Here is a 20,580-nt window from a genome sequence, read left to right on the forward strand (position 1 = left end):
TTGGCGAAATGTGACGTGTGTCCTACAGCCGCCGGCGGCACAACCGCAAGCCGCAGGTACACTTGGCGGTCCCGATCGGCCCCCGCCCCGCCTTATCCGATCGCTCCGGCCGCATCGCAACAAGCGGATCTCGATCCAATGCGTCGTGCCGCGCACATTCTTTCCCGCCGAGGCGTTGGGAATGGCGTGCCCCCTTGCGATCGGATGGGGTTCACGGTCGTCAACGGGCGCCGAAACCGCTGATGATCGTGCCGATCGTCCTGAAGACGATGAGCACGTCGAGCCAGAGCGAAAAATTCTTGATGTAGAAGAAGTCGTAGTGAAGCTTCTCCAGTACCTGGTTTTCGTCGGACACGTGCCCCTGGTTGACCTGGGCCCATCCGGTGATGCCGGGGCGCACGATGTAGCGGTACTGGTAGAACGGGAGGGCCGTCTCGAACCACTCCGACAGGACCTGCGCCTCGGGACGGGGGCCGATCCAGCTCATCGTTCCCTGCAGGATGTTGATGATCTGCGGCAATTCGTCGATCCGTGTCCGCCGGAGGACACGCCCAATTCGCGTCACCCGCGGATCGTTGTCCCGGGTGATGGCCGCCTCACGACTTGCCGAGGCTTCCGGCTCCGCGGCCACCATCGTGCGCAGCTTGTAGACGGTGAACGGCTTGCCCCGGTATCCGGCGCGGGTCTGGCGATACAGCGCCGGCCCTTTCGAATCGATGCGGATCGCGATGGCGAGCAGGACCAGAATCGGACCCACCACAACGAGCGCCAGAAGCGCCGTGATCCAGTCCGTCAGCTCCTTGGCGCGGAGATAGAGCGGGTTGGGAAGCAGCGATCCCAGCGTATTCTCGGAAAGATGCTCGATGGCCACGCGGCCGGTCAGGGATTCCATCGCCTGCTTCACGTGGAAGACAGGCACGCCCTTTAGCGCGCAATCCGCAATGAAGCGCTCCCATTCTTCGGGCAGGTCCATCCGCAGATCGGCGATGACGCCGTGGATGCTGACCGGGGGCAGCTCGGGCCGGGTCAGATCGATCCATTCCACTCGTCCAACGCGGCTCTTGCCGCGCAACTCGACGCCGGGCAGCACCGCAAATCGATAGCTTTCGTAGCGTCGGGCAATCAGGTGGATCGAAAAGAACCAGACACAGACGACGCAGAAGCTCAAAATGAACTGGAAGCGGCTGTAGTCGAGTCGGAAGAGAAAGAACACCAGAACGGTCGCGATATAGGCCAGGCCGAAGCTGGGCAGGACAAAGTAGGTGTCATTGGCCCCCGGGAACCGCGTGATCTGCCGGAAGACGGCGACACCGACAGCGATCGCGAGGGCCGTCCCCAGAAGCGTGTTCCTGCCGCTGGTGCTTGCCCAGTACTCGATGAAATACCCGTTGCTTCGCAGCAACGCCGGCAGGAGGGCGCCGATGATCACGCCGAGGACGAGCTGATACCTCAGCCTCAGGGCGGCGGGGAACAGGCCCTGCATTCGGATGCTGTTGAAGCTGTGCGGCCGGCTCGGGTGGTTCATCTAGACAAGGCCGTCATGACCGCGGCGAATCTCGCATTCGTTTCCAATGAGGTCCCCTTCAGAGGCAGAGAATCGCTTTTTGCCGAGTATCAATTGACTAAAAATTAACTCTGTTTTGCTGTTCTGTGCCCGTCCGCAATGGCAAGTACAACTGCGTCACGCGGAAAGCGGTCCATGTGCCATCGGTGCCGCCGTCCGTCTGTCCGGGCGAGTCGCACTGACGCCGGGCATTCGGATCGAGACTGGTATCCATTCGTTCTTGGCCGGCCGCCTTCTTGGTAAGCGACGGCTTCAACGATCCCGATTGGTTTGGGCTTGTACTTGGAAACGGCTGGTCAGCAAGAGCCGAAATGACAGCCAGCAGCCGCAATATGCGCCATTTCCGGGTGCCAGACCTCCATCTGGAACCACTTATGGACTGCAGGCCGAGCCCGTCAGGAGAATGACCGATTCGTCGCTGCTCACAAAGCTATCTGTTGCGTCCATGGTTGGGCGCCTTGGTTTTGGATGGCGATATCAAGACCGCCGCGACGGACATGACACGGTCGGTCATGAGGGTCTGGTCTACCCTCTTGTGTTGCAGAACGGCATCTCTGCTGCCTTTTCCTCGACTTCCGGCAGGATGTGATGCTTGAAACACTCGGCGCGGTTTGGTAACAGCTGTTTGTAACAGTATATTTTAGCCCAAGTCGTCCTTAGGAGCTGCCGCACATGAAATCTCTGATCACCGGGACCATCGTGGTGCTGGCCTCTGCCGCAGCTGCCTATGCTGCCGAAGCGCCCGCCGGTAGCTGCCAGGCTCTCGTCGAGCAGGGCTCCTGCGTCTATGCGTCTGCTCTTCAGGGCGGCGATGGCGACCGGCTGGGAACGCTGTCCCAGATCGAGGGCCGTGTGATGGCGTCCGGCGAGACCGGGTTCACTCCGGCAAAAGCCGATACGTCGCTCATGATCGGTGATCGCATCCTGGTGCTCGAGGGCGGCAAGGCCGTTCTGCAGGCTGGTCCCTCCTACACCCAGGCGCTGGCCTCCCCGGCGGTTATTGATGTTTCGGCGCAGGGCAATTGCGGCTGCCTGACGGTTCAGTCCGATGTGCGCACCTTTGCGCAGGCGGCCGGTGCCGCCGGCGCTGCCGGCGCGCTTTCCGGCGGAGGTACAGGTGCAGGTGCTGCTGGCGCGGGTGCTGCTGCTGCTGGTGCCGGCGCTTCGGGTGCTGCTGCTGGCGCAGGCGCCCTCAGCGGCATCGCGGCCGCGACCGGCCTTTCCACCACGGCGATCGCTGTCGGCGGTGCAGTCGCGGTCGGTGCGGTCGCAATCGGCACGACGGTGGCGGTCAACGAATCGACCAGCGACGACACGCCGACCAGCCCGTAAGGCCTGTCGCGCAATCGCGTTCGTATAGTTCTTGGTAATTCGGAAAGCGCCGGCAGATTGCTCTGCCGGCGCTTTTTTCGTCTCGTACAGCCGCGCATTTCCCGATGCCCTTGCCCGGCACAGCGCAGGGTCGACAGGTAGTCTTCCCGGCGTCATTTTGTTGGGCAGTACAGCTTCCCAAGGATCGGCTGGACCTGGTTGGGCTATCCCTTAGCCGTCCGCGCGTTGCGTTCCCATCATGGTGTTGAAGCGTTTGATGTCGACTCGAACTGGAGAGCCTTCCCGTGCTGCCCTGGATCGCTCTCCGGACCGGATGCGAATCTTCTTCGCGCTGACGCTTGCGATCTTCGGTTTGGCGCTCTGCTTCGGGGGAGCGACGTATCGGGGATTTGCTTCCGACGCTCTTGTGGAGCTTGCGTGCCTGCCACTGCTGGCTGTCGCCCTGATGCGGCTTGCCGGCCAGTCCCGGACCCGCCGCGCCGCGTTCCCACTGGTGCTGTTGGCGCTTATGCTGGCGCTTCCCCTCTTGCAGCTTATCCCTCTGCCGCCGGGCATCTGGCCGTACTTGCCCGGCCGTGCCGGCGTCGTGGAGGTGTTCACGTTCATCGGACAGCCGGTACCCTGGTGGCCGCTCTCCCTCGACCCGTCCGCAACGCTCGCCTCGTTCCTGTCCGTCCTTCCCGCGGCGGCCATCTTCCTTGCGGTGCTGTCCACGGATGTCCGTGACCGCCGGATGATGACGTTGGGTCTCGTTGGCTTTGCCGCCGTCACAGTCGTGCTGGGACTTGCGCAGCTTGCACAGGGACCCGGCAGCCCGCTTCGCTTCTACGCCATCACCAATTTCGACAGCTCGGTCGGCTTCTTCGCCAACCGGAATCATTATGCGGCGCTGCTGTGTGCCGTGCTGCCGCTGGCGCTCGCCTGGACCATTCACTCCGCCGGGCTCAGCGGCGTCGAGGGTCGCATGCGCGCCTTGCTGTTCGGCTCGGTCTCCGTCCTCATCCTCTTCGGTGCGGCACTGTCGTTGTCGCGCGCGGGCATCCTGCTGGCGACGTTTGCCCTGGGCTCGAGCATCCTGCTGCTCGACTTTGGCGCCGCCCGGGAATCCCGCCGCTCGGTCGTCCGGCTGATGATGGTGATCGGGGCGATCGCGGTGGTGATGATCGCCAACTACGCCTTGTCCGGCCTGCTCTCGCGGTTCGCCTCGTCCGGCATCGACGACTTCCGCCTGCTGATCTGGTCGATCACGCGGGAAGCGATATCCTCGGTGTTCCCGTTCGGCGGTGGCTTCGGAACATTCCAGCCGCTCTATCTCGCCTTCGATCGACCGGACGCGCTGTCAGGATCCTTCGTCAACCGCGCCCACAACGACTGGCTGGAGCTGGTGCTGGAAGCCGGATTGCCGGCCGTATTCCTGATGATCGCCTTCCTTGCGTGGTTCGGGTTGGCGGCGTTGCGGGCGTGGCGTGGACACGCCGCCGAGGAGAGCCAGCTCGACGTCAAGCTGACGAGGGCCGCGACCCTGTCGATCGTCATCCTGCTCCTGCATTCCTTCGTCGACTACCCGTTGCGGACGATCGCCGTGCAGGTGCTTTTCGCATTCCTGTGCGCGCTTCTGGTCGCGCCGGTGTGCCGAATGGTGAAGCCGCCCAGCCGGCGCCGACGTCGTCCCGCGCGCGGGCACAGGCCCGCTCCGTCGGATCCCCGGCCTTCGCCGCCGCCCGTCGCGCCGCCCCCCCCGCGTGACCGCAGATCCCTCAACTGGACGGACTGACATCGGCGTTGCGCCAGTGCGGCGGCGCTAGCTGCCGCTGGATGCCGCGAGCTCGATGATTTCCGCGGTGATCTCGTCCTGGCGCACCTGCCGGGCTCGGGAGACGAGGTTCGACGTGGTCTTGTCGACGTTCTCCTTGGCGCTGATCATCGCCCGCATCCGGGCGCCGTTCTCCGCGGCGAACGACAGCATCACCGCCTCGCAGATCTCCGCGAAGATGTACTCCTCCGACAGGCGCGCCAGCAGCACCGCCGGCGCCAGCGTCATCAGCGGAGGCTGGGTGGTCGCGGTTACCGGAAAGCGGTCGAAGTCGAACGGCACCAGCCGCTTTTCAACGACGGCGCCGGGATCGGTGGCATCGGGGTCGGCGTGGACGATGCTGACACGGACGACGTCGTCCGCCTCGATGCGGCGGTAGAGCTCGGCGATGATGCGGTCGGCGAGGCTCGCGGCCTGCGCCGCGTGGACGATCATCGGGGCCGACCAGTCGATCGCCATTCCCCGTTCTCCGGCCAGCATCAGGCCGCGATCGCCGACGAGAAGCAGGTCCGTCGCTCCGGCATCGGCGCCGGTCGAAAGACGCGCCGCCGCGTCGAGAACGTGCTCGGAGAACGCTCCGGCGAAGCCCTGCTCCGCGCACAGCGCCACGATCGCATGGGTGCCTCGGCCGGATGTTCGCGCCTCTGCGCGCGCGGCGTCCGGCTGCACGGCGAGCGCGGTGCCGATTGCCTCGCCGACCGTCCCGGCATAGGTGCGGATGCCGTCGAGCCGGGCGCGTGCCTCGCGCGTGCGGGCCGCCGCGATCGACCGCATGGCGCTGATAACCGCCGAGAGCTGGTGGATCGTGCCAATGCGGGCTTCGACATCCCGGAGACGCTCGGTCATGACGCCGGGCCATCGCGCGCGGATGCCGCGGCAAGTTCCTGCGCGAGCGCGCGCACCGCCTCCACCAACCGCGTGCGCACGGTCCCGTCCAGGGTCCCGTCCGGCGTCACGCCGGCCACCGCATCGGCCGCGTGCGTGTCGAGATAGGCGGCGATGCGCGGGCGGATCGACGCGATCGTCGCGACCGGCAGCGGATCGAAGACGCCGGCGCCCAGCGCGGCAAGCAGCGCCACCTGATCGACGAGGCGCAGGCTCGCGAAGCGCGGCTGGATCAGCAGCGCCCGGATGCGCTCGCCCCGGGTGATCTGCGAGGCCACCCGCGTGTCCGACATGCCGCCGAAGCGGGTGAACATCTCCAGCTCGATGAACTGGGAATAGTCGAGGCGCAGGCGGCCGGCCACCTGGCGCAGCGCCGGGGCCTGGGCCTTGCCGCCGACGCGGCTGACCGACAGTCCCACGTCCACCGCCGGCCGCTGGTTGGCGGCGAACAGGGCGGTGTCGAGCACGATCTGCCCGTCGGTGATCGAGATCAGGTTGGTCGGAATGTAGGCCGAGAGATTGCCGGCATCGGTCTCGGCGATGGGCAGCGCGGTCAGCGAGCCGCCGCCGAGTTCGGGGGAGAGCTTGCCGGCCCGCTCCAGCATCCGGGCGTGCACGTAGAACACGTCGCCCGGGTAGGCCTCGCGCCCCGGCGGCTCGCGGGTCAGCAGCGCCAGTTCGCGGTGGGTGGCGGCGTGCTTGGAGAGGTCGTCGATGACGATCAGCGCATGCTGGCCGCGATCGCGGAAGTATTCGGCGATGGAGAAGCCAGCGAACGGCGCGATCCACTGCAGGCCGGGGGCAGCGGCGGCGGAGGCCACCACGAAGATGCAGCGCTCCGGCGCGCCGTGGGCGCGGATCGCCTCGACCGCGCGTTCGACCGCCGTCGCGCGCTGGCCGACGGCGACGTAGACGCAGACGATGTCGGAGTTCTTCTGGTTGACGATGGCGTCGACGGCGAGCGCGGTCTTGCCGGTGGCCCGGTCGCCGATGATCAGCTCGCGCTGGCCGCGGCCGAGCGAGAATAGCGCGTCGACGACGAGGGTGCCGGTCGCCACCTGCTGAGACACCAGATCGCGCTCGATGATGGCGGGGGCGGGCCGCTCGATGGGGCTGAACTCCTCCGCCGCGATCGGTCCGCCCTCGTCGATCGGCCGGCCGAGCGGGTCGACGATGCGGCCGAGGAGGGCGGGTCCCACCGGCACGCGGATGACCTTGCCGGTGCCGGTCACCGGGGTCCCGGCGGTGATTGCGTCACCCTCGTCGAGCAGCACGACGCTGATCGCGTCTTCGTCGAGCGTCAGGGCGAAGCCGGTGCGTCCCCAGGGGAACGTCAGCAGCTCGTTCAGGCGCACGTCGGGCAGGCCGGAGACACGGGCGATGCCGTCGGCGATTTCCACCACCCGGCCGACGCTCTCCGACTGGGGCGACAGCTCGGTCTGGGCGACGGTCTCCCGGCTGCGGGCGAGCCATTCGTCGGTGGCGTCCTCAGGTGCGGTCATCGTCGGACAGCTCCCCGGCAATGCGGTCGAGATCGGCCCGCAGGCTGTTGCGAACCACGGCGTGGTCGGTGTGCAGTTCCAGTCCGGCGATCAGCGCCGGATCGGTGTCGATGGCGAGCTGCACGTCGCGGTCGAGCGCGGCGGCCAAGGCCGTGCGCGCCGCCTCCTGCTCCGCTTCGGTGAGGGTGCGGGGCGCGATGAGGTGCACGCTGCCGCCATCGGCGCCGATTTCGCCGCGGGTCGCCTCGGGCAGGCCTACGATCCCCGCCGCAAGCCCTTCCAGGAACGGCGTGATGCGGACCGCGTCCGGCAGCCGTGCGACCAGCTTCGCCGCGATGTCGACGGCGAGGCGGGCGGCCTGGTCCTCGGCCGCCTTGGTCTCGCGCGTCCGCGCCCGGGCGATCTCCGCCTCGGCGGCGGCGCGCAGCGTGTCGGCCTCCACGTGGGCGGCGGCCAGGATCTGGGCCTTCTGGGTCTCGGCTTCGGCCGCTGCAGCGTTCAGCGCCGCGCCGCGCTGGGCCGCCAGCGCAGCCTCCTCGTCATGGGCCTTTTGCCTTTCCGCGTCGGCCTCGGCCTTGCTGGACGCAGCGACGTCGAGGACGCGGCGCGCTTCCGCCTGCCGTTCCGCCACCATGGCGGCCACCGGCCGGAACAGGAACCGCGACAGGATCCAGATCAGCACGATCGCGTTGATCGCCTGCAGCGCGAGGGTCCACCAATCGATACGCATCGCTCAATCCGGCCGCTGGGAGGAGGGGGCCGTCACGCTCACCCGACGAACGGGTTGGCGAACAGCACGAGCAGCGCGATGACCAGACAGTAGATCGCCATCGTCTCGATCATCGCGAGGCCGACGAACAGGGTGCGCGAGACGGTGCCGGCGGCCTCCGGCTGGCGGGCGATGGCGTCCATGGCGGCGGCAACGGCGCGGCCTTCGCCCAGCGCCGGCCCGATGGCGCCGAACGACACGGCGAGGGCGGCGGAAAAGATGGAAACGATGGCGATCCAGTTCATCTGCGGGTCCAATCTGGCGCGGGAGGTCTAGGAAGCGGTCTTGGGAGGGGCGGGCGTCTCCGCCAGTGCCGCGCCGATGAAAACGGTGGCCAGCACGGCGAAGATGTAGGCCTGGACGGCGCCGGTCAGGAGATCGAGCGCCATCAGCGGGATCGGCACCAGCAGGCCTGCGAGCGACAGCACGATGCCGACGACGAACACGCCACTCATGATGTTGCCGAACAGACGGACGATCAGCGAGAAGGTCCTGGTGATCTGCTCGATGATGTTGAGCGGGATCATCACCCAGGTCGGCTCGGCGAAGGTGGCGAGGTAGCCGGCGAGCCCGCGCGAGCGGATGCCAAAGCCGATGGTGGCGGCGAACACGATCAGCGCCAGCGCCGCGTCGGTCTCCAGATGCGCCGTCGGCGGTTCGATGCCGGGTACCAGCGACGACCAGTTGGCCACCAGCACGTACAGGAAGATCGTGCCGATAAGGGCCCGATAGGGCGCCGGATCGCGCTGCATGGTGCTGGAAATCTGATCGTCGACGAAGCCGACGATGATCTCCAGGACCGTCTGGATTTTGGACGGCACCAACGTCAGCCGTCGTGTGAGCAGGGCGGCGCCGACCCCGAAGATCAGCATGATCGCCCAGGTGACCAGCACCGGCTGGGTGATCGGCACCGGCCCGACATGGAAGACGGGCTCGAGGACGAGCGGGGAATTCACGTGATCCTCCCCAGCCGGCGCACCACCAGATGGCGGACGGCGATCAGTCCAGCCGCCCCCGCAAGCAGCGGCACCGCGCCCAGGCGTGCGAGGCCCGCCAGCACCATGACCAGGACGGCAAACCGGGCAAGCTGGATCATCAGGGCCGCGCCCGCCCCGCCGCGCGCGTAGAGCGTGGTGTTCCACCACAGCGATCCGAAGTGGATCAGCCCCAGCAGCGCGCCCACGGCCAGTCCAAAGGCTGCACCCGCGACCGGTTCGGACAGGGTGGCGCGGATCGTCTCGATCAGCGGGTGCATGGCTGCCTCATGTGCGGTTCATCCATTTCCACGCCGACCAGAGGCCGAAGGCAGCCCCCAGCATGATCAGCGGGGCGGTGAAGAAGATGCCCCCGTCGGACATCCGGTCCAGCCAGCGCCCGATCACCACGCCGATGAGCGTCGGCACGATGATCGTCCATCCGAGGATGCCGATCTGGCCAAGCCGGGTGCCCAGCGACGGCTCGGGGGTGGCGACGCTCTGCCTTTCGGTCTCCACCGCGCGCCGGGCCGCCGCGGCAAGGCGGTCCTCCTCGTCGGCGGGGCTTCCGGGCGTCATGACGCCGCGTTTCCGTCGAACGGCGAGCGCGCCTGTCCGTCGCTGCCGGGGCGCAGATAGCGCATGAGCTGCCGCACCGCGTGGGCATGCAGCCGCATCTGCTCGACCCGGGCGCGCTTGTCGGCGTCCGATTCCGCCGCCCGCGCATCCGCGATCTCGGCCTCCAGCGCGTCGATGTCGTCGCCGACCATGCCCTGACGGCAGGCGATCTGAACCCGGGAGCCGTCGGAGACGACGAGCACGCCCGCCCGCACGACGCAGTAGCGGCGGGTGTCGGAGAGGTCGCGCCAGCGGACCACCGAGGCCGGCAGCACGGTCAGGAAGTCGGCGTGACCCGGCAGCAGGCCGAAGCCGCCGCTTTCGTCCTCGGCCCGCACGGCGCGCACGGTCGGTGCGTCCACCAATACCTCGTCGGGCGTGGTGATGGTCAGGTGGAGGGCCCGCGCGCTCATGCCGCCTCCGTCTGGCGCGGTGGCGGCGCGGCCTGCTGCTTGCGGCCATCCATTTCCTTTTCGCGCGCCTCGTCCAGCGTGCCGACCATGTAGAGCGAGCTTTCGTTCCAGTCGTCGCACTCGCCGGCGAGAATGGCACGGCATCCGGCGATCGTGTCCTCGATGGTCACGGAGCGTCCGGGCACCCCGGTGAAGGCCTCGGTCACCGCGAACGGCTGGGTCAGGAACCGCTGCAGGCGCCGCGCCCGCTCGACGATGCGCCGGTCGTCGGCGCCAAGTTCCTCCATACCCAGCAGGGCGATCACGTCCTGCAGCTCGCGATAGTGCTCGATGGCTCGGCGGACGTCCGACGAGACCGTCGCGTGAGCTTCGCCCACCACCAGCGGGTCGAGCAGGATCGACGACGAACCGATGGGGTCGATGGCGGGATACATGCCTTCCGCCGCCATGGCCCGCGACAGCACGACCATGCTGTCCACGTGGGCGGCAATGGTGGTGACCGCCGGATCGGTGAAGTCGTCGGCCGGCACGTAGACCGCCTCGATCGCCGTCACGGCGGCATCGCCGACGGAGGCGATGCGTTCCTGCAGCGCGGCGACTTCGCTCGCCAGCGTCGGCTGGTAACCGACCCTGGACGGCAGCCGCCCGAGCAGGCCGGAGACCTCCGCGCCCGCCTGCACGAAGCGGAAGATGTTGTCCATCAGCAGCAGCACGTCCTGGTGCCGCTCGTCGCGGAAATACTCGGCGATGGCGAGCGCGGTCATCGGCACGCGCCAGCGGGCGCCGGGCGGCTCGTTCATCTGGCCATAGACGAGCACGGTGCGGGAGAGCACGCCCGAGTTGGTCATGTCGAGCAGCATCTCGTGGCCCTCGCGGGACCGCTCGCCGACGCCGGCGAACACCGAGGTGCCTTTGTACGCGTCCGCCATCGCGTGGATCAGCTCCATCACGAGGACGGTCTTGCCGACGCCGGCGCCACCGAACATGGCGGCCTTGCCGCCGCGCGCCAGCGGTGCCAGCAGGTCGATCACCTTGATGCCTGTGGCGAAGATGTCCGAGGCTCCGGCCTGGGAGGCGAACGGGGGTGGCGCGCGGTGGATCGGGCGGCGCGGCACGTCGTCCGGCAAGGCCGCACCCTTGTCGCCAAGGGTGCCGGTGACATCCAGCAGGCGGCCCAGCACGGCCTCGCCGACGGGGACCTCGATGGGGCCTCCGACGCGGTGCACGCGGTCTCCGCGCCTCAGGCCCGAGGTGGCTTGCAGCGCGATGGTCCGCACGGTGGTCGCATTCAGATGGGCCTGAACCTCGACCACCACGGTGCCTCGATCGGCATCCTCGATGTGGAGGGCATCGTTGATGGGCGGCAGGTCCGCCGACGGAAAGGCGACATCGACCACCGCGCCGCGCAGCGCGGTGACATGTCCGTCGCTCTCTGGCCTCTCAGTCATGTCCCGCTTTCAGGTCGCCGGTGTCGTCAGTTCCGAGAGGCCGACGATAGAAGCCCGCAACTGCGGCGTATTTGAGCTGGAACAAACCCGGGACCGGAGCGGGCTCGGACCCTCTAGGGGACGATGAGGCCGAGGAAGATGGCGCGGACGACCGCATGGGTCCGGTTGGTGGCGCCCAGCTTCTCGATGCTGGACTTGATGTGGGATTCCACGGTTTCTCGGGAAATCATCAGGATTTCGGCGGTGTCTGCGCTGGTCTTGCCGAGAGCCGACCAAAGCAGGACTTCCTTCTCGCGCTCCGTCAGGTAAATTCCCTCTGCCTCGGGCGCAGCCGTCGATCGGATGCGGCTCCCGTTCTGCATCCGGGTGGAAATGTCGATCACCTGCTGGGCCCAGTACAGAAGCACCATGTGCATTTCGTGCCGGTCGAAGCGCAGGCGGCGCAGAAAGTCTCGCGGCGAGGTTGTCCAGAACAGCGTGCATACGCTAGAGTAGTAGGCACCAAGTCGATCGCGATAGTGGAACGGGATGACGAACCCGTTCCGGAATTCGTGGTCGCTCGCCGCGTCCATCAGTTGCATGGCGCGGGGTTTGCGCTTGCCTCTCCGTTCCACCGGCGGCAGATCGCTCCATGTGAACGGGGTGTTTCGGCTGCGTGCGGCCGGAAGGCATGGATCGACGTCGAGGAACTGATTGTCCCGGTAGTCGCGATCCCATGCCTTCGAAACGGAATGAAGCACCAGGGGGTCCGCCTCGCCGTGTCGATCATTGTCGATGAAGGCGTAGGCCGAGAACCCCTTGGCTTCGATATAAGCCTGCAGCGCCTCGTGCAGCTCGTCGAGGGTCGTGCAGGCCTCGACGCGCGCAATGATTTCCTCGGTCTTCATCCCGTTTCCGACAAAGCTCCCCAAATCTGGGGATGCCCGCATGCGCCCCCTTTGGGCACCTTCCTCTCATACCCCAGAGGAAGGTTCCCTTCATGTGCGATGCGCCCAGAGAACTGAAGGCAATCCTGTATCGGCGCTCCGATCGGCCTCAGCTCCACCTCGAAGTATCCCAATTCCGCAAGAAGCTGTTCGCCGATCAGCTCGGCTGGGTTCTGAAGACGGACAACGGGGTCGAGCTCGACGAGTTCGATACGGATATCACCGAGTATTGCGCGCTGCTCGAAGACGGCCAGCTGAAGGGCTGTTTTCGCGCGATCCGGTGCGATCGTCCATACCTCGTCCGGGACGCCTTTCCCGGCATCGCGCCGGAAGAGGCCTTCCCGCGCGACGTGAAGGCCTGGGAGATCAGCCGCTTCGGCGTCCATCCCGATAGCTCCAGTCTCGCGATCTCGCTCTACGCCGCCATGTTCGACTTCGCCGAGCGCCGCGGTGCGCGCGCGCTCCCGGCGCTCGTCGACCTGCGTCACGAACGCTGGCTCCATCGCCTCGGCATCCAGACGCGCCGCTACGGCGAGCCGCGAGAGGTCGGTCATGACGTCCGCGGCCGGGTGCTGTTTGGCGTCGCCGGCGAAATTCCCATCCACGAACAGCGCCGCCGTCTCGGCATGCTCTTCGCGGTTCCCCGCTCGCTCATGGAGGTCACCGATGAAACTTCCTTTAACGGACTTGATCGCGTTTCAGCGTGACCAGCTCGGCTTCTTCACCGATCGCGGCAACGGGGCGTCCGAGCCTCTCGTGCCGCTGTCCATGGGCGCCGGCCCGGTCTATCTCGTCACCGACGCCGATCTGGTCAAGCCGATCCTGAGGGCGCCGGAAGACCTCATCGACAAGGGCCAGCTCATCTACAAGCTGCGGGAGATCATCGGCGAGAGCTCGATGGTGCTGTCCGGAGAGGAGCACCGCATCCGCCGGGCGGCGATCCACAGCCAGCTCGCCAAGGGTGTCTCCTCGAGCTTCGTGCCGGAGATCACGGCGGTGATCCGCCAGCACGCCGCGATGCTCGCCCGCGAAGGCACCTTCGACGCCCACCACGCGACGGCGCCGCTCGCCGTTCGGATCGTCGCCACCATCCTGTTCGGCCACGGCGTGCTGTCGGCGGCCGACGAGACGGCGCTGATCACCGCGTTGCACCTCGCCGAGGACGACCTCGCCGCCGAGATCTTCAAGATCCTGCCGGACCTTCCGTGGGTGAAGAACCGCAAGAAGGCCAAGCTCGCCGCCGCCAAGAGGACGATGGGCTTTGTGGTGGAAAAGGCCCGCTCCGACGCCAAGCGGCACAGCCTGATCTCAGCGCTCGAACAGCTGAACCTCTCTGAGAAGGCGATGCACGAGGAGATCCTGCTGCTGCTGCTGTCCGGCCATCACACGTCCGGATCGGCCGCCGCCTGGATCCTCTACTTCCTAGGCCGCCATCCCGAGATCGCTGCCGAGATCGCCCGGGAGGCGCGTGCCGTCAGCACCAACGATGGCGAGGTCGACGCAAAGCGCCTGCCCCAGGCGACCACCACGCTCGCCTTCGTCAAGGAAGTGCTGCGGCTCTATCCGTCCGCCTACTGGCTGTCGCGCGAGACGCGCCAGCCGATGGAGCTCGGCGGGCGCAAGCTGGCCGCCGGAACGTCGCTGCTGATCAGCCCGTGGCAGATGCAGCGCAACCCGCAGTACTGGCCGGACCCGGAGACCTTTGACATCACCCGCACCCACAGCGGGCCGGCCTACATGCCGTTCGGCGTCGGTCCCCGGGTGTGCGTGGGCATGTCGCTGGCCCTTCTGGAGCTGCAGCTGATCGCCCTGGAGATCGCCGCCGCCTTCGAGGTCGAGCTCGTCTCGTCCGAGCCGGCGCCGAGGCCGAAGCCGGTGATCACCATCATTCCGCCGGCGCTGGAGATGCGGCTGCGGCCGCGCGGCGCGGTGGCGCGGCCGAGCCTCAATCAGGCGGCCTGAAACCCGGGCGGCGGGCCGAAGAGCTGCCGCCCCCACCAAACGCCGCGCGACGGATCCGTCGCGCGGCCCATCGCGGAACAGGCAAACCCAATGTCGAAAGAACGCAAGTCCGATCGCCAGACGTTGATCGCGATGCTGGAATACATCCGCCAGTCGATCGAGCCGCACGACGCGACCGCGGCCCATCACATCTCCGCCGCCATCGCCCACATGGTCCAGCCGTCGAAGCCCGAGAACCGGCTCGAAGGCCGGCTCCACTGACGCGTTTGCCGGCAACGCGAAGAAGACGCCTCGCGTCAGCGCCGGCCGATGTCCGATGTCGCGCAGACAACAGGCTCAGTGCAGCGGGCGGGTCTCGCTGGGCAGGCAGCCGAAGCGTTTCCGGTAGAGCGCCGAAAAGCGGCCGAGGTGGCCGAAGCCCCAGCTCGAGGCGAGATCGGCGATCGACATGTCGTCGGCGCGGCTGAGCAGCGCGAAGTGCACCTGTTTGAGCCGCTCGGCGCGGGCCACCTCCAGCGGCGACATCCCGAACGCCGCCTGGAAACCCAGTTGCAGGCTGCGGCCGCTCACCCCGGCTGCGGCGGCAAGATCGGCGAGCGAGATCGGCCCGTCGAGATGGTCCCGGATGAACTGAAGGGCGCGCTTCACGTGGCGCGGGTGGGGCGCTCCGGAATTTCCGTCGAGGAAATGGGTGGCGTTGCCCGGTTGCAGCGCCACGAACCGCGTGAGCAGCTCCTCCTCCAGCAGCCGGCGAAACGGATCCGCGCCGCCCGCCACGCCCCGCCCCGCCTCGGTGGCGGCCACCAGCGCACGCACCCGGCCGGCCCAGGCGGCAAGCCCCGGCCTTGCGAAGTCGATCTCCGGATCGAAGCGGACGGGGCCGCCGAGCGTGTGGCCGGAAAGCGTCTCCACCAGTCGCGTCAGCGCGCCACGGTCGATCTGCAGCAGGATCTTCTCGCAGCCCGCATGCCAGCGCATGGCGGTGTGCCGGTCGGGGTTCAGGATCGTCGCGCGCTCAGGGGTCGCCAGCACCTCGCGACCGCCGTGCCGGATGGTGGCGGTGCCGCGGATCGGGATCTGGATCAGGTAGAACGACCCGAGTTCGCCGGGCTCGATCTCCACGTCGGCGCCGTAGCGGATGTAGTTCAGCGAGAAGCAGCTTCCGGCCACGTGGTTGTGGCGCGCGTCGAAGCGCTCGCCGGAGCGCACCTGGCTCAGGCGATGGTCGCAGAAGGTCCGCGCGACCATGTCGCGCGCCTCATCCAGGTCGGTGCTTGCAAACAGCCGGTACGCGTCGAGCGGCGCCGGCCTCGGGTCGATCGTCGGCATGACGTGAAGAATGCGGCCCGCCGTTTTCAGGTGTCAAGCGGTGCCCATCTTTTGCGCAGAGATGGCGCGGCCTGGCGGTCAAGACGTTCTCGCGGCCAATGCTGTCCGGCCGGCGCGCGGATTGTTTCGCTTTTCGGATACCGCGCGCGCGTCAGGCGGACCTAGGCTTTCCCTCATAAGCAAAGAGGGGAGCCTTCCACCATGAAACTCGAAGCCGGCGTCACCGACGCCTCCGCCGGGCTCAACGACGACTCCTGGAACGTCGTCGGCCACACCTACACGCCCAAGCTCCTGAGCGACAACGCCTTCGTCTGGCACGCGGTCATCCCGGACGGCACCTTCGTGCCGCCGCACATCCACACCACCCAGGACGAATGGATCACCGTCATCGACGGCGAGCTGGAGATCGAGTTCGGCCCGGTCAAGCACGCCGCCGGTCCAGGCGACACTGTGCGCATGCCCCAGAACGAGGCGCACGGCATCTTCAACCGTTCCGGCAAGACCGCCACCTGCGTGTTCGGCGTGGCGCCGGCAGGCCGCCTCTACGAGCTGTTCACGAAGCTCGACCGGGTGACCGATCCGGGCGAGCTGGTGCGCATCTCCGCCGAGCACGACGTCGACTTCCTGCCGCCGCCTTCCGACGCGGCCTGAGGAGGACGAGACGATGGTCGAACGGAAGAAGGTCGCCGTCATCGGCGGCGGCGTCTCGGGTCTTGCGGCCGCCAAGGCGTTCCAGGAGCGCGGCCACGAGGTCCACGCCTTCGAGCGCAGCCACGACCTCGGCGGCGTGTGGGAGCTGTCCCGGTCCTATCCAGGGGTGCAGACCCAGTCGCCGAAGGATCTCTACCACTTCACCGACCTGCCCATGCCGGATGACTACCCGGAATGGCCCAAGGGCCCGCAGGTCCACGCCTATCTCAACGCCTACGCCGACAAGCACGGGCTGCGAAAGGTGTTCGCCTTCGACACCGCGGTCACCTCGATGACGCGTCGTGCCGACGGCCGGCCGGGCTGGACGCTGGCGCTCGCCGGACCCGGCGGTGAACGGTCCGAGGACTTCGACTTCGTCGCCGTCTGCACCGGCCAGTTCTCCGAGAAGCACATCATCACCCACCCCGGCCAGGAGGCCTTCGTGGCCCAGGGCGGTCGGGTGATGCATTCGTCGGAATACACCGACCCGGCGCTGATGAAGGGCAAGCGCGTGGTCGTCCTCGGCGGCTCCAAGTCGGCCACCGACATCGCCGTCAACGCCGCCGCCAGCGGCGCGGCAGCGGTCACCCTTGTCTACCGGGAGAACGTCTGGCGGGTCCCGTACTTCGTCGGCGGCATCAACTTCAAGCGGCTGCTCTACATGCGCGCCCAGGAAAGCCAGTTCAACGGCTGGGGCCGCGGACCACTCGCCCGGGCCTTGGCGGCCGCAACCAAGCCGCTGGTGTGGGCCAACTTCCGGGGCCTGGAGACGCTTCTGAAGCTTCAGCTCGGGCTCAAGAAGTGGGACATGGTCCCCGACAACCCCATCGAGAAGGATGTGTCCTGCTCGCTGCCCATCGTCACGCCCGGGCTGTTCGAGGCGTTCAAGGCGGGCACTGTCGTGCCGGTCCGGGGCACCATCGACCGCTACGAGGGCGGTGAGGTCGTGCTGTCCAACGGCGACCATGTGAAGGCCGACGTCGTCGTGCTGGCGGTCGGCTGGAAGCTCGGCGTGCCCTACCTGGACCCCGCGTACCAGGAGAAGCTGATCGAGCCCGACGGCCAGTACCGCGTCTACCGGCTGTCGGTGAACCCGGACCTGCCCGACATGGGCTTCGTCGGGTTCAACTCCTCGTTTTGCAGCGTGCTGTCGGCGGAGATGATCGCCAACTGGCTGGTACGCTATGCCGATGGCCAGCTCGCCCGCCAGCCCAGCCGGGCCGAGATGGAGGCGGACATCGAGGCCAACCTCGCGTGGCGCCGGAAGGAGCGGCCGGCGGCCCAGGTCTATGGCGGCCTGTGCTCGGCGCCGTTCCACTTCCGGCACTTCGACGAGATCGTCGCCGACATCGGGGCGACGAAGCGCAAGCGGTCGAACCCGCTGGCCGAGCAGTTCTCCTACCCGAACGCCACGGCCTACGGGACGTATCTGGCCTCTGCGCCTCAGTACCGGGCGCAGTAGCCGGAGTCGGAGAAGCCGGCTAACCGGCCGGAGGGGCGCTTCCCGTCTCTCCGGCCGCCAGCCTTCCGGCAATCCGCTTTTCGATCTCCACCACCAGAAGCAGTGCCACGCCGACGGCGATCACGACCGTGCCGTCGGTGAGCGACAGCGGTCGGCTGCCAAAGACGGGGTGGAAGAGCGGCAGGTAGGTGAAGGCGAGTTGGGCGATCACCACCGTGCCGACGCCGATGAGCACGGCCCTGGTGCCCAGCACGCCGGTCCAGGTCAGCGACGTGCCGTGCACGAAGCGCACCGAGAACAGGTAGAAGATCTCCATCACGACGATGGTGTTCACTACCATGGTCCGGGCCGTCTCCAGGCTGGAACCCCGCGCCGTCGCCCAGCTGTAGATGCCGAACGTACCGGCAACCATGAGGACCGAGACGAACGCGGTTCGCCACAACAGGCGGCCGGTCATCAGCGGCTGTCCGGCCGGGCGGGCCGGCCGGGCCATGGTTCCGGGCTCGCTCGGCTCGAATGCCATGGTCAGCCCCAGCGCCATGGCGGTTACCATGTTGATCCAGAGGATCTGGACGGCGGTAACCGGCAGCGTCAGCCCGAACAGGATCGCCAGAATGATGGTCAGGCATTCGCCGCCGTTGGTGGGCAGCGTCCAGGCGATCACCTTGGTCAGGTTGTCGTAGACCGTCCGACCCTCGCGCACCGCCGCGACGATCGAGGCGAAGTTGTCGTCGGCAAGCACCATGGAGCTCGCCTCCTTGGCCGCCTCCGTGCCCTTGCCGCCCATGGCGACGCCCACATCGGCGCGCTTCAGGGCGGGCGCATCGTTCACGCCGTCGCCCGTCATGGCGATGATCGAGCCATCCGCCTGCAGCGCTTCCACCAGCCGCAGCTTCTGCTCGGGGCTGGTGCGCGCGAACACGTCGGCGTCCACCGCCTGCCGCCGGAAGGCCTCGTCGTCCAGGTGATCGAGGTCGGTTCCGTTGACGGTGCGCGGCGGATCGCCGAGGCCGAGCTGGGTCGCGATGGCGCGGGCGGTGGCGATGTGGTCGCCGGTGATCATCTTCACGCGGATGCCGGCCGCCCGGCACTCGGCGATCGCGGCCACGGCTTCGGATCGGGGCGGATCGATCAGGCCCACCAGGCCAAGCAGGCAGAGATCGCCGTCGATCGTCTCCGGCGAAATGTCGTTGGTGCCGGGCGCCATCTGAAGCCGTGCCAGGGCGAGCACGCGTTCGCCGTTCGCCGCCATCTCCTCGACCCGGCGGTGCCAGTGGTCGATGTCGATGGCCTTCGGGCCGGTCGCCGTCGCGGCGGTCGTGCACATGGTGAGCAGCCGTTCCGGCGCGCCCTTCACATAGACGATCGGCTCGCGATCGACGGCCCCGTTGAGCGTGGCCATGTAGCGGTAGCGGGAGTCGAACGGGATCTCGTCGAGCCGCTGAAGGCTTGATTTGGCCGTGTCCATCGCGTGGCCTGCCTTCAGCGCCAGCGACACCAGCGCGCCCTCCATCGGGTCGCCGACGACGGTCCAGCCGGTGCTGGCCTCGCGGAGCTGGGCATCGTTGCAGAGCAGCGCTGCGAGCGTCAGCTCCTCGAGAACCGGGGCTTCAGGCGGGTGGAGCGGCACCCCGTCGACGGTGAAGGTGCCGGCCGGATCGTAGCCGTTGCCATCCACCGCGATCGTGGCATCGGCGGTTGCGACGGTGCGGACCGTCATCTCGTTGCGCGTGAGCGTGCCGGTCTTGTCGGAACAGATCACCGACACCGCGCCGAGCGTCTCCACGGCGGGCAGCCGTCGGATGATGGCATTGCGCCGTGCCATCCGGTTGACGCCGACAGCGAGGGTGATGGTCATGACGGCCGGCAGGCCCTCGGGGATGGCCGCCACCGCAAGGCCGACGACGATCATGAAGGCCTCGTCGAGGGGATAGGCCTGCACCAGCACCGCATACGCAAACACCAGCGCCGAGCCGGCCAGGACCACAAGGGTGATCTGCCGGGCGAATACCGCCATCTGCCGCACCAAGGGGGTGACCAGACGCTCGACGCCGCCGAGCATCGCGCTGATCCGGCCGAGCTCGGTGGTGGCGCCGGTCTCCACCGCAACGCCGATCCCCAGTCCGGCGGTCACGAACGTGCCGGAAAACGCCATCGACAGCCGGTCGCCGAGCGGGGCGCCGGCGGCGACCGGGGCGGTGGACTTGTCGACGGGCACCGATTCACCCGTCAGGATCGCCTCGTCGACCCTGAAATTGCGGGCCCGCAGCAGGCGCAGGTCGGCGGGGATCCTGTCGCCGGCCTCCAGCAGCACCACGTCGCCCGGTACGATCGCTTCGGCCGGAACGTGGGCCCGCCGCCCGTCGCGCAGGACCGAGGCCTGCGGGTCGATCATGCCCCGGATCGCCTCCAGCGCGTGCTCTGCCCGGCCTTCCTGCACGAAGCCGATGATCGCGTTCACGATCACCACGGCGAAGATCACGGCGGCGTCGGTCAGATGGCCGATCGCGGCCGCGAGCGCGCCGGCGGCGATCAGGACGTAGATCAGCAGGTTGTGGAACTGCAACAGGAAGCGCACCAGCGCGCTCTGGCGCCGCCCGCTCGGGAGGACGTTCGGACCGTAGAGGGCGATCCGGCGGGCAACTTCGTCGGTGTCGAGGCCGTTGTTGTCGGTGGCAAGCGCGGCCAGCACCTCGTCGGCGTCCATCCCGTGCCAGGCATGGTCCGCGGTTGGCTGGTCGCCGCTTTTCGGTCGCGATGGCATCGGAGATTGCCAGGGCATGCGCATGGAACGTCCTGAAGGTGTCTGGAGGTCTCTGGCGGGAACGGGCGACAAGGATGTCGTCCGACGCCCCATCATGCCACGTTCGAGCGGTCCGTCCTTGCGGCAGAT

The 20,580-nt window shown here is 67.8% G+C and carries 20 protein-coding genes; 7 read left to right on the forward strand and 13 right to left on the reverse strand.

Translation table 11 applies throughout. From position 1 onward, the window contains the following. Positions 1 to 220: 220 nt before the first annotated feature. Positions 221 to 1,525 carry a sugar transferase gene (locus tag AB7M35_RS14060; RefSeq protein ID WP_453960840.1) on the reverse strand — a complete coding sequence of 435 codons (1,305 nt, stop codon included), beginning with the start codon at positions 1,523 to 1,525 and terminating at the stop codon, positions 221 to 223. 711 nt (positions 1,526 to 2,236) lie between these two features. Between AB7M35_RS14060 and AB7M35_RS14065 the strand changes: the two genes are divergently transcribed. Both AB7M35_RS14065 and AB7M35_RS14070 read left to right on the forward strand, forming a co-directional pair. Continuing rightward, the gene (locus AB7M35_RS14065) at positions 2,237 to 2,896 is read left to right on the forward strand and encodes a hypothetical protein (RefSeq protein ID WP_453960842.1); all 660 of its coding nucleotides are present in this window, start codon (positions 2,237 to 2,239) and stop codon (positions 2,894 to 2,896) included. 238 nt (positions 2,897 to 3,134) lie between these two features. Next, entirely contained in the window at positions 3,135 to 4,670 is a 1,536-nt protein-coding gene (locus AB7M35_RS14070; protein ID WP_453960844.1) for an O-antigen ligase family protein, read from the forward strand. A gap of 27 nt (positions 4,671 to 4,697) precedes the next feature. Here AB7M35_RS14070 and AB7M35_RS14075 read toward each other — a convergent pair whose 3' ends face one another. The 10 genes from AB7M35_RS14075 to AB7M35_RS14120 all read right to left on the reverse strand — a co-directional run bounded on the left by AB7M35_RS14075 (position 4,698) and on the right by AB7M35_RS14120 (position 12,205). After that, positions 4,698 to 5,555: a F0F1 ATP synthase subunit gamma gene (locus tag AB7M35_RS14075; protein ID WP_453960845.1), complete on the reverse strand. Its 858-nt coding sequence runs from the start codon at positions 5,553 to 5,555 to the stop codon at positions 4,698 to 4,700. After that, entirely contained in the window at positions 5,552 to 7,096 is a 1,545-nt protein-coding gene (locus tag AB7M35_RS14080; RefSeq protein WP_453960847.1) for a F0F1 ATP synthase subunit alpha, read from the reverse strand. The genes AB7M35_RS14075 and AB7M35_RS14080 overlap by 4 nt, the downstream gene beginning before the upstream one ends. Continuing rightward, a complete protein-coding gene (locus tag AB7M35_RS14085; protein WP_453960848.1) occupies positions 7,083 to 7,826 on the reverse strand; it encodes a F0F1 ATP synthase subunit delta in 744 nt (247 codons plus the stop codon). Before AB7M35_RS14085 ends, AB7M35_RS14080 begins: the two co-directional genes overlap by 14 nt. A gap of 38 nt (positions 7,827 to 7,864) precedes the next feature. Continuing rightward, positions 7,865 to 8,110, reverse strand: coding sequence for a F0F1 ATP synthase subunit C (locus tag AB7M35_RS14090; RefSeq protein ID WP_453960849.1), 246 nt, complete (start codon positions 8,108 to 8,110; stop codon positions 7,865 to 7,867). Between the two features lie 27 nt (positions 8,111 to 8,137). Then, positions 8,138 to 8,821 (reverse strand): F0F1 ATP synthase subunit A, encoded by a 684-nt coding sequence (locus AB7M35_RS14095; protein WP_453960850.1) that lies wholly within the window; start codon positions 8,819 to 8,821, stop codon positions 8,138 to 8,140. After that, positions 8,818 to 9,120, reverse strand: coding sequence for an N-ATPase subunit AtpR (locus tag AB7M35_RS14100; RefSeq protein ID WP_453960852.1), 303 nt, complete (start codon positions 9,118 to 9,120; stop codon positions 8,818 to 8,820). Before AB7M35_RS14100 ends, AB7M35_RS14095 begins: the two co-directional genes overlap by 4 nt. Positions 9,121 to 9,127: 7 nt before the next feature. After that, entirely contained in the window at positions 9,128 to 9,418 is a 291-nt protein-coding gene (locus AB7M35_RS14105; protein WP_453960854.1) for an AtpZ/AtpI family protein, read from the reverse strand. After that, positions 9,415 to 9,870 carry a F0F1 ATP synthase subunit epsilon gene (locus AB7M35_RS14110; protein WP_453960856.1) on the reverse strand — a complete coding sequence of 152 codons (456 nt, stop codon included), beginning with the start codon at positions 9,868 to 9,870 and terminating at the stop codon, positions 9,415 to 9,417. The genes AB7M35_RS14105 and AB7M35_RS14110 overlap by 4 nt, the downstream gene beginning before the upstream one ends. Further along, the gene (atpD, locus tag AB7M35_RS14115) at positions 9,867 to 11,318 is read right to left on the reverse strand and encodes a F0F1 ATP synthase subunit beta (protein WP_453960858.1); all 1,452 of its coding nucleotides are present in this window, start codon (positions 11,316 to 11,318) and stop codon (positions 9,867 to 9,869) included. The genes AB7M35_RS14110 and atpD overlap by 4 nt, the downstream gene beginning before the upstream one ends. 113 nt (positions 11,319 to 11,431) lie before the next feature. After that, on the reverse strand, positions 11,432 to 12,205 hold the full coding sequence (locus AB7M35_RS14120) for an autoinducer binding domain-containing protein (protein WP_453960860.1): 774 nt from the start codon (positions 12,203 to 12,205) through the stop codon (positions 11,432 to 11,434). Between the two features lie 92 nt (positions 12,206 to 12,297). Between AB7M35_RS14120 and AB7M35_RS14125 the strand changes: the two genes are divergently transcribed. The 3 genes from AB7M35_RS14125 (at position 12,298) to AB7M35_RS14135 (ending at position 14,467) form a co-directional block, all read left to right on the forward strand. Further along, a complete protein-coding gene (locus tag AB7M35_RS14125) occupies positions 12,298 to 12,951 on the forward strand; it encodes an acyl-homoserine-lactone synthase (protein WP_453960861.1) in 654 nt (217 codons plus the stop codon). Further along, positions 12,911 to 14,206, forward strand: a complete 1,296-nt coding sequence (locus tag AB7M35_RS14130; RefSeq protein ID WP_453960862.1) for a cytochrome P450 — start codon at positions 12,911 to 12,913, stop codon at positions 14,204 to 14,206. Before AB7M35_RS14125 ends, AB7M35_RS14130 begins: the two co-directional genes overlap by 41 nt. 90 nt (positions 14,207 to 14,296) lie before the next feature. Next, entirely contained in the window at positions 14,297 to 14,467 is a 171-nt protein-coding gene (locus tag AB7M35_RS14135) for a hypothetical protein (RefSeq protein ID WP_453960863.1), read from the forward strand. Between the two features lie 75 nt (positions 14,468 to 14,542). On the opposite strand, the gene AB7M35_RS14140 is transcribed toward AB7M35_RS14135, so the two are convergent. Next, positions 14,543 to 15,535, reverse strand: a complete 993-nt coding sequence (locus tag AB7M35_RS14140) for an AraC family transcriptional regulator (RefSeq protein ID WP_453960864.1) — start codon at positions 15,533 to 15,535, stop codon at positions 14,543 to 14,545. Between the two features lie 201 nt (positions 15,536 to 15,736). Here AB7M35_RS14140 and AB7M35_RS14145 point away from each other — a divergent pair, with 201 nt between their 5' ends. Together AB7M35_RS14145 and AB7M35_RS14150 are read left to right on the forward strand one after the other, a co-directional pair. After that, the gene (locus tag AB7M35_RS14145) at positions 15,737 to 16,186 is read left to right on the forward strand and encodes a cupin domain-containing protein (RefSeq protein ID WP_453960866.1); all 450 of its coding nucleotides are present in this window, start codon (positions 15,737 to 15,739) and stop codon (positions 16,184 to 16,186) included. 13 nt (positions 16,187 to 16,199) lie between these two features. Then, a complete protein-coding gene (locus AB7M35_RS14150) occupies positions 16,200 to 17,687 on the forward strand; it encodes a flavin-containing monooxygenase (RefSeq protein ID WP_453960867.1) in 1,488 nt (495 codons plus the stop codon). 19 nt (positions 17,688 to 17,706) lie between these two features. Here AB7M35_RS14150 and AB7M35_RS14155 read toward each other — a convergent pair whose 3' ends face one another. After that, positions 17,707 to 20,394 (reverse strand): cation-transporting P-type ATPase, encoded by a 2,688-nt coding sequence (locus AB7M35_RS14155; protein ID WP_453960868.1) that lies wholly within the window; start codon positions 20,392 to 20,394, stop codon positions 17,707 to 17,709. Between the last annotated feature and the right edge of the window lie 186 nt (positions 20,395 to 20,580).

Source organism: Amorphus suaedae (assembly GCF_053629675.1).